This window comes from Aporhodopirellula sallentina SM41 (assembly GCF_000346505.1).
Taxonomy (GTDB): domain Bacteria; phylum Planctomycetota; class Planctomycetia; order Pirellulales; family Pirellulaceae; genus Rhodopirellula; species Rhodopirellula sallentina.
In genome coordinates, this window is sequence record NZ_ANOH01000039.1 from 11,681 (window position 1) to 27,365 (window position 15,685).

9 protein-coding genes are annotated in these 15,685 nt (G+C 54.4%); 4 read left to right on the plus strand and 5 right to left on the minus strand.

Annotated elements, in window-relative coordinates; genetic code table 11:
• Nucleotides 1-40: 40 nt before the first annotated feature.
• A complete protein-coding gene (locus tag RSSM_RS01875; RefSeq protein WP_008673894.1) occupies nt 41-5,206 on the minus strand; it encodes a glycoside hydrolase family 2 TIM barrel-domain containing protein in 5,166 nt (1,721 codons plus the stop codon).
• A gap of 88 nt (nt 5,207-5,294) precedes the next feature.
• A complete protein-coding gene (locus RSSM_RS01885) occupies nt 5,295-5,792 on the minus strand; it encodes a sigma-70 family RNA polymerase sigma factor (RefSeq protein WP_144059500.1) in 498 nt (165 codons plus the stop codon).
• Nucleotides 5,793-6,193: 401 nt separating this feature from the next.
• Between RSSM_RS01885 and RSSM_RS01890 the strand changes: the two genes are divergently transcribed.
• The 3 genes from RSSM_RS01890 to RSSM_RS01895 all read left to right on the plus strand — a co-directional run bounded on the left by RSSM_RS01890 (nt 6,194) and on the right by RSSM_RS01895 (nt 12,126).
• The gene (locus RSSM_RS01890; RefSeq protein WP_008673897.1) at nt 6,194-7,411 is read left to right on the plus strand and encodes a DUF1559 domain-containing protein; all 1,218 of its coding nucleotides are present in this window, start codon (nt 6,194-6,196) and stop codon (nt 7,409-7,411) included.
• Nucleotides 7,412-7,525: 114 nt separating this feature from the next.
• Complete coding sequence (locus RSSM_RS33560) at nt 7,526-7,696, plus strand: hypothetical protein (RefSeq protein ID WP_160168083.1); 171 nt, start codon at nt 7,526-7,528, stop codon at nt 7,694-7,696.
• A 140-nt stretch (nt 7,697-7,836) separates the two neighbouring features.
• Entirely contained in the window at nt 7,837-12,126 is a 4,290-nt protein-coding gene (locus RSSM_RS01895; RefSeq protein WP_008673901.1) for a sulfatase-like hydrolase/transferase, read from the plus strand.
• A 455-nt stretch (nt 12,127-12,581) separates the two neighbouring features.
• Here RSSM_RS01895 and RSSM_RS35390 read toward each other — a convergent pair whose 3' ends face one another.
• From RSSM_RS35390 to RSSM_RS01905, 3 genes are all read right to left on the minus strand, one after another.
• On the minus strand, nt 12,582-12,944 hold the full coding sequence (locus RSSM_RS35390) for a Rossmann-fold NAD(P)-binding domain-containing protein (protein WP_008673904.1): 363 nt from the start codon (nt 12,942-12,944) through the stop codon (nt 12,582-12,584).
• A 24-nt stretch (nt 12,945-12,968) separates the two neighbouring features.
• The gene (locus RSSM_RS35395) at nt 12,969-13,286 is read right to left on the minus strand and encodes an SDR family NAD(P)-dependent oxidoreductase (protein WP_236620882.1); all 318 of its coding nucleotides are present in this window, start codon (nt 13,284-13,286) and stop codon (nt 12,969-12,971) included.
• A gap of 499 nt (nt 13,287-13,785) precedes the next feature.
• Entirely contained in the window at nt 13,786-14,484 is a 699-nt protein-coding gene (locus tag RSSM_RS01905) for a PRC-barrel domain-containing protein (RefSeq protein ID WP_008673908.1), read from the minus strand.
• 518 nt (nt 14,485-15,002) lie between these two features.
• Here RSSM_RS01905 and RSSM_RS01915 point away from each other — a divergent pair.
• Nucleotides 15,003-15,452: a cytochrome c oxidase assembly factor 1 family protein gene (locus RSSM_RS01915; protein ID WP_173403123.1), complete on the plus strand. Its 450-nt coding sequence runs from the start codon at nt 15,003-15,005 to the stop codon at nt 15,450-15,452.
• Nucleotides 15,453-15,685: the final 233 nt, after the last annotated feature.

The window sequence follows — 15,685 nt, forward strand, 5'->3', positions numbered from 1 at the left end:
GTTCATGGTTGCCGCCGTCTGAGCAGCACACCCGTCTCGCTTATGGCGACAGGGGTAGGATCGTTAGCCCAAGTCGATGAGGCTGATTGCCGGGAAGGGTGTATTGCGGATGCGTCTTGGCCCCCCAACTGTTGTCACCACCGACGCCGTGAACCTTCCGATCGATATTGATGAGGTTGAAGTCTTGTCGGGGGAGATCGAATGGATGCTTGGCGGTTTCCAAGTCGGGCACCCCGAACGGCAATGTGCTGGCGCTAAACGGCTGGTCACCGATGACTTCAATACCGTGCCCCGAATCGTCGACCAGAGAAATCCATCGAACGTCCGTTCGGTTTCCCGTGTCCTGAGTCCGGCAATAGGGAAACCACATCTCATCGACCGTTGATCGATACTGATTGATTTCGCCGCCGGTTTTGCGATCCCAATACGTTTCCTGAGGTCCACGGCCGTACCACGTCACTTGGTCAAACTGACGCGGAACACTCCACTGCAATCCGAATCGCGGCACGCTTGGGATCGTTCCTTCGCCAGGCTGGAAGCTCATGTCGAGGTGGATTTTTCCATCTTTCGTGAATTGATACTCGACACGAAGCGATGATTTCGCGATCGGCAAGATCGACGTGAAGACGACATCAATCCGCCCATTATCTTGAACAATGTCCGATTCCACTATTCGTCGTTGGTGTTCGGCCTTGCGCCATGGGCCAAGCCTTTCCTCATATCGATTGCGAATTTGGTTGTCGTTAGGAGCCTTCCAAAAGTTCGGTCGAATGGGCGCGGCAAGTAACTCTTTGCCAGCGAACTGTAGCGACACGAGATTGCCGGTTTGCTTGTCGAGTTTTGCCAACCGCCCGTTTGCCGACACTCGGATCCAGCCTTCCGAATTCTCGACCAACTCGACCTTGCTGCGGCTACCTTCCGAAGTCGACTCCGGCTTGGATCGATCGGTCCGGGAAAGCTCGAATTGATTCCAAGCAAGTCGATGACCGGCGGGGGCCCATGCGGTTGCTTTTGCCAAAGAAAAGGAAATGGTCAGTTGGCACTCACCGTCCGGAAAATCAAAGCTTTCGAACGGCAGCGTCACGTCTTGGCTGCTGCCAGGATTGACATCGATGCTTCCAATCTTCCCCGAGTCCAATGATTCGCCATCACAGCGGATCTCCCACTTGGCATCGAATTGGTTCAAGTTGGTAAATGCAAAATGGTTTTTCACGCGGAACTTGCCTGCCCGTGCATCGACGGCTTCGATCTTGATGTTCTGGTGGACTTTCTTGACCTCCCAGATATGCGGGTTCAACTTTCGGTCTGGCTGTACCAAACCGTTCATGCAGAAGTTGCCATCATTCGGCTGATCGCCGAAGTCTCCACCGTAGGCGAAGAAAGTCGGGCGGTCTTCGGCAACAGTCGCATCTCGCTTTGCATCCAGTAGATCGAGGTCCAAGATCAAACCTTCATCAGACCGCGTTTTCGGACTCGACACTTCTTTGGTGGAAAGTGCGCGGCGATATATTTTTGCTCTACGAATCGGAAGGTCGGCGATGCGGTGAATCATTTCCGAATTGCGACCGATATTCACCGGATAGTGACTCGCGAGAGCCTTCTCGGATAGTTCGCGTTTCGCTTTCAGCGTTCCGTTGACGTACAACCGGATCTCAGCGCCGTCGTACGTGGCCGTGATACGATTCAGCCCGGTGGTCAAGCCAGCATCTTCGTACAAGACTTGGAGGTTCTGCCACTGCCCAGTAAACAAAACGAAAGTAATACCGCCGTGATCGAAACGCAGCAGGTACTCGTGGTCACCCTTTGAGATCAGCGGGCAAAACTGAGTGGCTTTGTCCCCTTCGACAACGATCTCGAGGGTGAGAGCTCCATCCATGTTCAGCGTCATATCCGGAGGCACACTGACGGGCCCAATGACACCCCGTTGCGGATTGTACTCTCCGATCACCTTAGCGAATCTCGCTGGGTTGCTTTGATCCTGAATCAGCAAACTTGGCGGGACACGCTTTCGGATTCCCTGATCGACCCAGTCCCAGATAAAGCCTCCTTGAAGGTGATCGTAGGCTTCGATCGCATCCCAATAGTCTTGGAAATTACCCAAGCTATTTCCCATCGCATGGGCGTATTCGCACTGGATCAGCGGTCGGTCGGCATCGTGCTTGGCGTAATCCACGATTCGATCAATCGTGGCATACATCGGACACCGAATGTCCGTGTTGCGATCGTTGAATCCGGCTTGTTCGTATTGGACCGGACGCGACGGGTCGCGAGATTTGATCCAGTCATACCCGGCCATGAAATTCGATCCATTGCCCGCTTCATTGCCGAGCGACCAGATGATGATGGATGGGTGATTCTTGTCACGCTCGACCATTCGCTTGATACGGTCGAGGTGAGCACTAAGCCAACTTGGATTTTTAGCCAAAGAGTCTTTGCCATAGCCCATTCCGTGTGATTCGATATTGGCTTCGTCGACAACGTAAAGACCATATTGATCGCAGAGTTCGTACCACCGTGGGTCATTGGGGTAGTGACTGGTCCGGACAGCATTGATGTTGAATTGCTTCATCAATTTGATGTCCTTCACCATGGACTCAACCGATACCGTGTGTCCCGAGTCGGGGTCATGCTCGTGCCGGTTCACGCCCTTGATCGTGATCGGTTTTCCGTTGACATGGAGCAACTCGTCAATCACCTCAACCTCGCGAAATCCAACCTGACAGGTTCTCGTTTCAATCAGGTTTCCAGATTGATCTTTCAGCCGGATGAACAATCGATACAGGTTCGGATCTTCCGCGGACCACAATCGCGGTGATTCGACAGTTTGCTCAAGACTCAATTCGAGTTCACCATTGGATTCAACGATGCCCTCGGCTTTTAGGTTTTTGATGACGGGTTGCTGTGATTCGTCTAACAGTTCCGCTTCCACCGTGACAGCTTGCGGCTCCCCATGGACACTGGCGACTTCCAAATCGACGCGAAGGGTGGCGTTTTCGTAGCGGTCATCAAGGTCCGTGTGAACGAAAAAGTCTCGGACGCGAATCTGATCCTCCGACCAAAGATAGACGTCGCGAAAGATACCACTCAGTCGCCAGAAGTCCTGGTCTTCGAGGTAACTGCCGTCGCAGTAACGATAGACCTCCGCCGCGAGGGTGTTGGTCCCCGGTTGCAGGTAGGAAGTGATGTCGAACGTGGCCGGTGTGCGACTGCCCTGGCTATAACCGACCTGTTTTCCGTTGATCCACAGATAGAAGGCTGAATCCACTCCGTCGAACTGAATGAATGTCTGCCGTCCGTCCCAGGTATCCGGGACCGTAAAGTCTCGTCGGTACGAACCGACGGGGTTGCGTTGCTTGTAACTGGTGAAATGGTCCAACGGTTCCTGCATCACCGTCGGCGGAGCCTTGTGAAACGGGTATTTGATATTGGTGTAGATGGGCACCCCATGGCCGTGCATTTGCCAATTGCTAGGGACAGGCAATTCGTCCCACTGACTGACATCAAACTCTGGCTGATGAAATTCCTTGGGGCGTTCGCTTGGATTAGGCGACCAATGAAATTTCCAGTCGCCATTGAGGCTTTGGAAATAGGGTGACGCTTCGCGTGTTGCCGAGATGGCGGATTGGCGATCGGGATAGGGTAACGATGTGGCGCGCGGTGGCTGTTTGTTGGTTCCGATGACTTGCTCATTTTCCCAATCGTTGGGACTCTCATCTGAGGTCAGTCCATCTTCCACCTTGAGACGCAAAGTTGGCGGGGTCAATTCGCTGTGTCGTTTGCTCGCGAACCCATGCACATAGCAACCGTCGACTCCGCTTGTTTCAGAAACGAGGATCAGTGTGGCTCCTCCGTTGGTATCGCACCGCAAGAAGTTCAGCAACGCACCGGAATCGAGTCGAAAAACACGTTCCGTTTCCGACACGGGAACTTCAAACGTGCCCAGGCGTTTGGTCTTGGTTGGATCAAGCGTAATCCGATCCGCCATCATGCCTGGGCTGTTGTTCCAGTCGAGCGAATCTTCGCTCCAACCTTCCTCGGACTCATCAATCAGGCCGTACACCGAAAAAGTGGTGTCGGGTGTGAGTGACAAGAAGCCGATGCCAGTCGCGACGCCTTGAAGTTGCAGGCGTGCTTCCTTGATGGCTTTGCCCGAGACGAACGAGAGATCAAAGTGCAAATAGGCACGTCGTCGCCAAGGAGTCCCCCACGGTTTATTTGGCGGTTCTTTGACGAGCAACGTATCGGATAGCTGTTTTTCCTTGGGTTCATTTTGGGTAGCGACCACGTATCCGTCTCGGCCATCACCAATCGCCGTTGAAATCTGAACCGTCTCATGGTGCGGTTCTAGTGGCTGCTTCTGAGTGAGGGAGTCACGAATATAGGGCTCCCCCTTGTTCCCCAATGCCGCTTCGATGCTTGTTTCAGTGAAACGCACCGTCCCGAGGGAGGTGACCGAAATGGTTTTTCCCGTCCGGTGGTGCGTCGCATCCACCTTGCCTTTGACGAGCGTCAGGTCCGATGTCCCCCAGGGAGTCACGTTGACGCCAAACTTGGTACCACGGTTAACAAATGTCGAATTGGGAGTACGAACTTGAAACGTTTCGCCACCGGGGTGAACTTCCGCGTAGATCCGCCCAGAATGAACGATGCACTCATTGTCACTGACCAACTCGACATCCGCCGGTCCTTCCAAGGTCAGATCAACCAGTCCGACGCGAAGATCGGCGATTCCCGATGACAATACCAATCGGCCCGGCGTCAGCGGTGTGCGGGCCACGATCGGGACCGTCGAAAAACTCCACTGGCAACTCTGCAGACGAGTGATCTGGCCGATCTTGGGGACGGTCGTGAATTCTTGATAGATCCAAAATCCGATAATCGCGAACACAATTCCTGCGGCCATTCCTGGACGGGTCAACGCACGCAGCGTCGATTCAGTGACGTCCCACAACCGGGACTTGCGCGCAACCGCAGGCTTGGGTGTTGAGCCGTTTCCCTTCCCGACTTGCGGAGCCTGTCGGGGATACGCAAGTGCAGCATGCATCTGGCAGGCTTCAGCAAAGTCACGCTTAATGGCATCGTCGGATGCAATCAAATCCTCCAGTTCGGACATCGTCGCATGGTCCGGATGGTCTTCGAACGCGAGGTCGCGCAACTCCAGATAGCGAATCCATTCGCTGGACGTTCTATCGCTAGGGTGATTCATTGAAATATCCGAAAGATTCGCTTTGATGCTGGATTCGTCGATTGGTGTTCAACCAAGTGTTTGGGAGCTCGTTGTTGACACGTGTTATTCAAGAGTTCTGGTTCATTTTGCGGTTCACGCATTCTCTGAGTGATTTGCGAATGCGACTGACGACCGTTCGGATCGACGCCTCCGGTCGCTGGACTTCCGCAGCAATGGCTTCGAACGGCATTTCTTGCCGGCATCGCTTGTCGATCAGCAACCGTTGGTGAGCAGGTAAATGTTCGATGCATTGGTCTAAGGCTCGGATGCGATCGTCATAGTGGTCGGCATGATCGATGTATTCGTCAGACAGCATCTGGGTCATGTCGTCCGAAAACCGTAGACGCTCGCGTTGTTGCCGAGTTCGCCAGGCGCGCACTTGGTTATACGCAATGGAACAGGCCCAAGCCCCAAAGTTGGTCCCCATCTCAAAACGATCAAATTCTCGCCACATCACCAAACTGGTTTCCTGAAAAACATCTTCTACGTCGTTCTGTGTCGGCAGCAGACTGCGCAGATACAACCGGATCACTCGATGGCTAGCATCAAAAAGTGACAAATACATCTTTTCGCGTTGATCTTCGACCTGTGCGGGAGAGCTCTCGTTCGTAGTGATCGTATCCTTCCTGATGAAGCTGAATGGCGACGTCTTGGTGTAATTGGAGAATGCCAACCGTCCGCAACCGTGCCCGCTTAGCCAACAGGGTATCAGAGCTGAAACGCCTCGAAGTTGAGCGCGTCCGCGATGAAAGAGCAGAACGCCTCACTTCGCAACAATTCATTTCGAAAAAATGCCAGAACCCCGCTTGGACGGAATTTTGGATTCATTTCTATTTTTCTGTTGCGCTGGTGCCCTTACTGTTCTTGTAATGCGACGAAGGAATGCTTTTTTTGTCTTATCCACTACGGACTTATGGTCCTACTCCATAATAAGGAGCTATTTTCGTGAACAAAACTGATCCCCGAATGCGAAGAGCGTTCACCCTTGTCGAATTGCTGGTTGTCATTGCAATCATCGGCGTACTCGTAGGGTTGCTGCTGCCTGCCGTCCAGGCAGCACGTGAGGCGGCACGTCGAATGTCCTGCAGCAATAATTTTAAGCAAATCGGGTTAGCGCTGCACAACTACCATTCGGCCTACAAACAACTGCCGATTCATGGCGGGGGCACCAACTCGGGCGCGGGTGGAGACGGCGGTAATAAAACAACCGGCGGCGGACATAATTCTCGCCGGCTTAGCTTCCTAGTGGGTTTGACGCCGTACTTTGAGCAACAAGCCGTGTGGGAACAGATTTCCAATCCGAGTCGAGAGAACGCGGAAGGTTCGGCCATGACTGGTTCATGGAGCGCGATGGGCCCTATCCCCTGGCAGACGCAGTACGTTCCTTGGATGACCAACATCGGGACGCTGCGGTGCCCCAGTGACCCTGGTACGGGACTTCCTTCGATGGGGCGAACCAACTACGCGGCCTGTTTGGGTGATTCTGGATACAACCTGCACAAAGCCCGCCTGGACGCTTATGGTGCCAACAACACCGGCTATGTCGAGATGTCACGAGCTTCCCATCGCGGGATTTTTGTCGCTCGGCGAGACACCAGATTTCGCGACATCCTCGACGGGTTGTCCAACACAATTGCCGCAGGTGAAATCGCCACGGACTTGGGTGACAAAGACACTCGCACCGACGGGAAACGAAACGTTCCTCCTAGCAGCACGGACACGGATCCATCAGGAGCCGCAAACGTCTACAACAACCCATCGGCATGTGATGGTGATATCGACCCTGCACGACCTCAGTTTTGGGTTTCCGGGCTCAACAGTAATCGGTTCATGACGTCGTCAGAAAAACGCGGCTATCGCTGGGCAAACTACGGTCCTATTTTCACCGGCTTCACAACAATCCGACCGCCCAATTCACCTGTTTGCATGGCACATAACAACAATATTTACGGCGGTGCGCTCTCGGCGAGCAGCCGTCACCAAGGCGGAGCACACGTCCTCATGGGAGACGGTGCGGTGAAGTTCATCACCGACTCGATCGACGCAGGAAACAGTCAAGCTCCGATGACTTGGAAAAATGAATCAACCGGCAACAGCAACAACGTCGGCGGGGAAAGCCCCTATGGCCTTTGGGGTGCACTGGGCAGTCGTGCCTACAAGGAAGTTATCGACGAAGAAATTTAGCTCTCTGCTGCCATCCATCTCCAGGTCGCCCCTATGTCTCTGCCTTGGGGCGACCTTTGTAAACCAACATTATCAAGACTAATTCGATCCAAACGCTAGGAAACCATGAGAAAGATGAAATCAAAAACACTCGTTCAACTTTCGTTGCTGTTGCTTGTTTTGTCCCCCGCGATAATCGGGTGTGGCGGCCAAACCGAGAACACAGTCGTCACACCGCCAGCGGAGGACGTGCAGGCCGAAATCGAGGCCGTTGAACAGAGAATGCTCGAAGAGGAAGGTCCTTAGTGAACCTGAGCTTTTCTTTTCGCGAACGCTAGATCCTTTCCCTGGCGTTCCTTCAACTTCTGCGGGAACGCTGGTGGTTGGGGGGACGTGCGCGCCACACTCCGTTTTCGTCCCTATCAACCTACTGCGAAAAACAACTTATGATTCGTGAATGCAACCTACTGCTTCTCGTGCCGTTGCTCGCGTTCTCATCAATGAACGTCACGCTCACGAAAGTCGCTGCCGAACGTCCCAACATTGTTTTTATCTTGACCGATGATCATCGGTCAGATTGTTTGGGAGTGTCGAGCCAACAACGGGTTCGCACGCCCAACCTCGATCGGATTGCGGCAAGCGGCACACGCTTCACCGATGCATTTGTCACGCTCGCCATTTGCTCTCCCAGTCGCGCTGCCTGCCTGACAGGACGTTACGGAAGTTCCAACGGCGTCACTGCCATCGGACGATCGAAGCTCAATCCAGGCGAACCGACCTTCGCCAAGGCGCTTCGCAAGAAGGGCTACCGGACGGGCGTCACAGGAAAGTGGCACTTGGGGACCACACCAGCCGAATGCGGATTCGACTTCGCATCCACCTGTTGGTCCAACGGGACTTGGTACGACCGACAATTCACCATCGATGGAAAAAAACAAAAGATGCCCGGTTTCGTCGATGACGTGACCGCGAGCGAGTCGATCCGCTTCATGCGGCAAGCTCAACAGGATGACGAGCCATTTGTCTTGTGGATGTGCACCCAGGTCCCACACATGGACCACAAACTCAGCTGGCCCGCATCCAAGGAATATCTGGATCAATACGATCAGGAAATCATGCCGCTACCGCAATCTTGGGACGATGATCTGGACGGCAAACCGGAATATTTAAAAACCTCTCGAAACCGTACCCGTGGGCTTGAATACGGTTACGACAAACCGCAAAACATTCGCCGCCATACTCGCGACTACTACGCAAGCGTCCAACAAATGGATGCCGCCGTGGGACGCGTGATCGATGAACTGGATCAAGCAGGGCTCCGCGAGAACACTTGGATCATCGTGATGGGCGACAACGGCTGGATGCTCGGCGAACACGGGATGACCAGCAAGGTGCTGCCCTACGAAGAATCAATGCGAGTCCCGATGGCGATCGCTGGTCCTAACACGCCCGCACAGGTGCGAGATGACTTGGTCCTGAATATCGATTTGACGGCAACGGTCTACGAACTTGCCGGTTTGCCTGTGCCCCAAAAACTGCACGGACGTAGCCTGTTGCCACTGGTCGCTGGAGAGACCACAAAGGATTGGCGAACGAGTTTTCTTTACGAGGCTCCCACACCTCAACTAGGAAGCCAGCCTCTCTGGGCGATTCGCAACCATCGTTGGAAATACATCGAAACGGAAGTGGAAGGATCTTCCACAACGTTCGCGGAACTATACGACCTGCAAAGTGACGCGGTCGAACTGAAGAATTTGGCTGCCGACGCAAAGCACCAGGATTTGGTGAACGAACTCCGTGAGGATTTGCATTCGCAGCGTGAACGTATAGAACCCAAACACTCCGCCGCCAAGCATCCGGTTTCGACGAAGTCGCAATCCGCGAAAGCGAACGTTCAAGATTCCGCACGCAACGCCAAGATCCCCGCGTCACCGCCGCAGCCTTCGCGAACGGACATTCACATCAGCGGCGTCTACCCGCACCTGACGACCTACGGTGTCTACAGCCAGAACGGTGCCCACTACAAAGACGGGCACAATGAATGTGGTATCGGCGCCGTGGTTCCTTGGGCCGGGAAACTGTGGATGGTCAATTACGCTCCGCATCAACCCAGAGGCAGCGAGCACAAGCTGTACTCAATCGATCCCGACCTCAGCAAACCGATGACCGTTCACCCCGAAAGCGTCGGTGGAACGCCAGCAGGCCGAATGATCCACAAGGAATCCAATCAACTTCTGATTGCCCATCACCTGATCGACGCCGATGGGAACGTCCGCACGATCCAACCAGCCGACATGCCGATCCGTGTCACCGCGATCGCTCGTCACCTAGAAGATCCGGCAAACATGGTCTACTACGTCGATATGGAAGGATCGATTTGGGAAGCCAACGTATACACGCTGGCAGTGAAACGCCTCTTCAAGAAACCTGTTCCAGGTTGGCATGGGAAAGGTGGCTACACGTCGCAAGGACGATTGGTAATTTCGAATAATGGGGAGTTGCATGTTGGCAATTACAACGACGTGCTTGTAGGAGGAAAGGCAAAGACGCCCGAAGAACGTGGAGTGCTGGCCGAGTACGATGGGAAAAACTGGAAGATTGTCGAACGCCATCAGTTCACGGAGGTCACGGGCCCCAAGGGCATCACCGGTGGAAGCGATGGCGACGATCCAATTTGGACCATGGGCTGGGACCGCCGCAGCGTCCGATTGAAGGTTCTCGACGATGGCCAATGGCATACCTATTTGCTCCCCAAAGCCGCCTATTGCAACGACGCGAAACACGGTTGGTACACCGAGTGGCCACGCATCCGTGAGATAACCGACGGTCGCTGGTTGATGGACATGCACGGGATGTTCTTTGACTTTCCGAAAACCTTCACTAGCAAGAATTCCGCGGGCATCGTCCCAGTCGGAAGCCATCTTCGATATGTCCCTGACTTTTGTGATTGGAACGGGCAACTCGTTCTAGCAACCGATGAAACCAGCATCCAAGGCAATCCGTTGGCGGGACAACCGCAATCCAATCTTTGGTTTGGCGACTACGAAGACTTGAAACAATGGGGGCCTGCCAGCGGTTATGGTGGTCCTTGGATGGAAGATGATGTGCAAGCCAACACACCATCGGATCCTTTTCTCGTCGCCGGGTTTGATCGACGGATCTTGCACCTGGTGGTCGGAAAGAAGACCGCGGAAACGAAGACGCAACGCACCGCCGACGATGGTGAGATCACTGAACTGCCTTCACAACTTTCAGCTTTACCCACCGTCACCATTCCACGTGGCAACTGGCGTAAGCCCACACCGGGATTCGAATTCCAAGTCGATCAACCGGTCACAGTCAACCTTGCCGTTGACGGCCGCAGCGATTTCCAACCGTCGGACGAATGGAAACTCACCGATCTCTCGCTGACATGGGACAATACCAAGAGCGATCGCATCTACACGCGAGACTTCCCTGCTGGCAAAGTGACGATTCCGGGACTGCCCCAAGAGCACCATCCAGGTGCGTATGCGATGCCTGGGATCGCGTTTGTGAAGTCACGAACCGGCGATCAAGTCAACGTCCGTGGCATCGGCGATGCCAAGGTCACCACGCCGCCTCGTCCGGTTTCGACGCAAGATTCAAAACCTCCCGTACAGTTTCAATTGCAAGTGGATCGGAAAGGGGATGGTTCCTGGGATGTCCTGGACACGATTGAAGTGGCAGCGGACGCGGCCGTGGCCAAAATCCTCCCCGCCGATTTGGATGCGATTTGGTTGAGGATCGTGGCAGATCGCGATTGCGTCGCGACCGCGATGTTACACCAAACCACCGCAACCTATGTCGATGGCACCACCGATGAGAACCGTGCGTTGTTCGCGGGCCTTGCGGACGTCGCTGACGAAGACGCACTCGAAAGCATGGTCTATCCTGCGAAACGCAACCGTAACCTGCGAGTGATCACGAAGGACCAGGAGTACTTTGATTTCACCAAAGCAACGTTCCAGTTCCAGCGTGATACGCCTGACGCCAAACTACGATCCCGGTTGCATGCCGAACCGGAATTCACAGTCGACGAAGCCTCGGTGATTTTGAAGGTTCGCGGTCGTACCCTCCGTCTTCCCAAAGGAAATGACCGCTACGACAAACCGTTCGCCGATGGCTGGCCACGCGCTTCCCGAGAAGTCGAATCGGAGCGTCACTTGGCGAACATCCATGGCACGTTCTACGAGGTTCCGTTGGTGATCAATGGTGCTCCACCGGCCTGGACTTTGATGCGGCCCGTTTCGAGTCACTCCAAGAGGATCTCCGACTATTGCACCTGGAACGGCTTGCTGGTTCTTTGCGGTGTTCGAAGCGATGCGACCAACGACGATCATGTCTTCCTGCATCCGGACCAACGCGCAGGACTTTGGTTTGGCGGGATCGATGATCTTTGGAAACTCGGAAAACCGGTCGGCAAAGGTGGCCCATGGCGAAACACTCGCGTCAAAGCGGGAACTCCATCGGATTCTTACCTCATCAAAGGCTATGACCAAAAAACCGCTCGATTGTCACACGATTCATCGACGCCCGTCGCCTTCACGCTGCAAATCGACCTCGATGGCACAGGACTGTGGGTGGACTACAAAACCATCTCGGTTGCTCCGTCGCAAGTGACGACATTCGAGTTTCCGGAAGCTTTCTCAGCGAGTTGGATTCGCGGGGTGGTTGATCAAGACGCCACTGCCACGCTGCAGTTCGAATATCGATAGGAACAGCAAGTTCGTAAGATGTCGCCAGACCTTCAGTAGTCTGAATTTGGCGAAATTAGCTACCGTTTTGCCGATCACGGCAGTGCAGAGTCTCGGAGAGACTCTGCTTCGTGGGAACGGCGGAGTGATCGCAGAGGTTGTTGTGACGGGTCGGATGGAGAGATTCAGCATGCGGATTGCTTGCGTGTTGGGATCCGTGTGGTGGGTGCTAAACCGACCAGGCCAATGATGTCTTTTCTTGAGAGGTGCTCCAGAGCTTCTCGGCTGCTTTTCGATCGAGCACACATGGGTCCAACGGACATTCGCCGATCGGTCCGACCATGTCAGCTCGCTTCGTAGGACCATACAGTTTTTGCGACTCGACATTCGGTTCTGCCGCACACAATACTGCCGGCCACACACCTTTTTCGGCGGATTGCGCGATGATCGGTGCCACCAGACGCCAAACGATTTTGTTAAACGTGCTGGCTGGCAGTGTCGTTGAGCAGGTTGGTTCGCGACGCACCGGGATGGCAAACTTGCACAACCGCGTTTTTGCCATCGGCTTCCACACGACGTTGCAACTCGTAGGCAAACATCATTTGCGCCAGCTTGCTCTGTGCATACGAATTCCAAGCTGTGTAGCTTTCGTCGAAGTTCAGGTCTTCGAACTTGATGCGTTTGAGCCCCATCTTGTAGGCGTTGCTACCGACGACCACGACGCGTCCGCCGGACTGTTCGATCCGCTCGAAAAGCAGACCGCACAGCAAGAAGTGACCGAAATGATTTACACCGAGCTGACTCTCAAATCCATCAACGGTGAGCTGCTGCTCGGGCACTTGTGCGATGGCAGCGTTGCAGATTCATGCGTCGATCATCGGAACGTCGTCCAATACTTTCGTAGCTGCCGCTCGAACGGAACCCAATACTGCGAGGTCCATTTGCACGAACGTGACGTTCGCATCCACGCCAAATTCTTGTTGGAGATTGTCGATGGCGGCGGCGGACTTGTCTGCGTTTCGGTTCAGCATCACCACCCGGGCGCCCTTGGACAGGAACACACGCGTTGCTTCCAACCCCGCACCCGAGTTGGCGCCAGTGATTACGTTAATTTTGCCGATGAGTGGGCCGAGTCGCTTTGGCGTCCAGCCGTTGGAGCCGAATTTTTTAGCGTTGGTCATTATGTATCTTGTTTGTTGTTTAGTTTGGTCTCTGACGCGCGGTTGGCGAGAGCGTGCCAGAATTGGTTGCGTCGGGAGCGTGTTCGGTATTTATCGCAGGCTGGCGAGGGTTCTTATGAGAGCCCCGCATCCAACAACGAAGGCATGCGATTTTCACAGGCCCCACACTTCTCAAAACGCATCAGGTCTCAAAACACAGCGGGGGTCTCAAACCGAATGGTGTCTCAAGCCGGACATTGGTTAGCAAGCAATGTGCCGGAGCAACGTCGACACGTGACGTTCTCTGAGACAGCGCACAACTGGCAACGGTTGCATCCGAAGAATTGTGAATGTTGCTCACATTTTCGCACTCGGCATACCCGCCCTGTCAGTATGTGCGCAGCCCCGTACCGGCCACGTCTCATGTTTTCGGCACAGCTATGGCGGCAAGTTGTGAAAGATAAAGTCACACCCCCCGTGACACGGCCCAGCGTTGAACCGACGGCAGAGGAATTGGCAATCAAGCCGTCGAGATCGACGGCGCATAAGCGGGTGCGTTCGTGATCTGGTCGCGGGACATGCTCACGGTCACCGTGGCTTCTTCCCATGAGATTGCGGTGATCTGATCACGATTGATGAGAACCTTCTTGCCGGGCAGCCAGTTGCGTGTGTCGACCACGAGTTGTTGGACCGACCAGTTGGACACTTCGATGATCATCTCTTCGACGTGGCCGACGTAGTCATCAGTGCCTCGAATGTAGTACCCCTTCACCTCGTTCACGCTACGTAGATGAATCCGCTCGCCCTCTTGCGTCGGCTGCTCACTCATGGGCAGCAATCCGGCCGCGAGGGGCATCGGCATGTAGGCACCGCCGACCAAGGAGGCGCCGGCAGGTCCCCAATAATACGGAACGTCATAGTGTTGATAGAGTTCCATTTCTTTTTGACGCGAGACCGGTCGCTCCGTTTCCACCGAGGGCCCGTCTTTGACCTGTTGACGCGTCAGCGGCACGTTGGCGATCCCAGCTCGCCAATCGGTATCAACCAACACTGCCGGTGGTAACAAGGTCTGCCGGCCGGGCAACCAGTGCCCGGTATCAACCACAATGTGCCGCACCACCCAAGTCTCATCGTCAAACATGAGGTCGTGAATCGAACCGACGCTTTCGTCGCTCCCTTTCAATTCAACCCCGAGCAATCTATCAGTGGAAATCAACATAGTTCTTCCTTTCTACGTGAGGTGCCAGCGTCTACGTGAGATGTCAGGCAACAGGTGCCTCTCGACCGCACGCGAATTACCTCAGCAGCAAATTCACATGAAACATCTTCGCAACAACTTTGCTGCGACTTCTGCTGCAAACCATGTTCCGCACGCCTTTGGTAGAAGAACGAAAAACCGATCGGCGAATCAACAGCGAGGCTCAACTGCAGCTGCGCTACGCTAGTGAACACGTGTCTCTGTCGTCTTTCGATCCTATCGATTTTCTACCACGGGCGTTGCGGGTTGGCGAGCGTCTTATGGGTTGTTCTCGCGACAATCCAGCCAGCAAGAATCGTGATCAGGAGCCCGCCATCGTTTGAAATGATTTAGAATCGAATGGCCGCAGCTTTCCCTCCGTTGAGCGAACAGGTTGGTCGGAAGATCGTCGTTCCTTTCGTTTTTGCGCGCCCCGACGAGGCCATTGATCAACCTATCTTTTTGGCAAACCGTTTCCTCGTCGTCATTGCAGTCAACCTATGTCTCAATCGCCAGTCTCCGATCCGATCCAACCACCGCATGCGTACTCCGAACCCAAAAAGTCAAATACAGGCTGTATTCTGCTTGGCTTGGGTGGCGGTTGCCTGGTCGCCTTGTTGGTTTGCGGCGGTTTGATTGGAACCGGGGTCTTCGGTGTCTTCGCGATGATCAAATCGAGTGAACCGTACACCGAATCTCTCGCCAGAGCACAATCCAACGTCGAATTGCAGTCAGTGATCGGAGATCCGATCGAGCCGTCCGCACTGGTCCAAGGAAGCATCAATCTCGAGAATGATGGCGGCGAAGCGGATTTGAACTATTCGGTCAGCGGACCAAACGGATCAGCGACGGTTCATGTGATCGGAACCAAAGCCGATGGAAGCTGGGACTACAGCAGAATGGACGCCACCACCGCTGACGGGACGACGATCGACTTGTTGGCCGATTAGCACTCCACTGCAGCGTGGCTTTCGGATGGAATCGTAGTGGATGACGCAAGGAATCCTCTTGCATGATTTGTGCATCGAGGACTCGTTGCCTCACACACTACCTCCCGCGTTTCGCGAGGCGGTGCAGGATCGGCTGATGGGAACTTGGTTGAACATGCGTTGTCGGGCGATGCTTCTCTGTGCGAAGTCGGAATCGTAGTGGATGACGCAAGGAATCCCCTTGCGTGATTTGT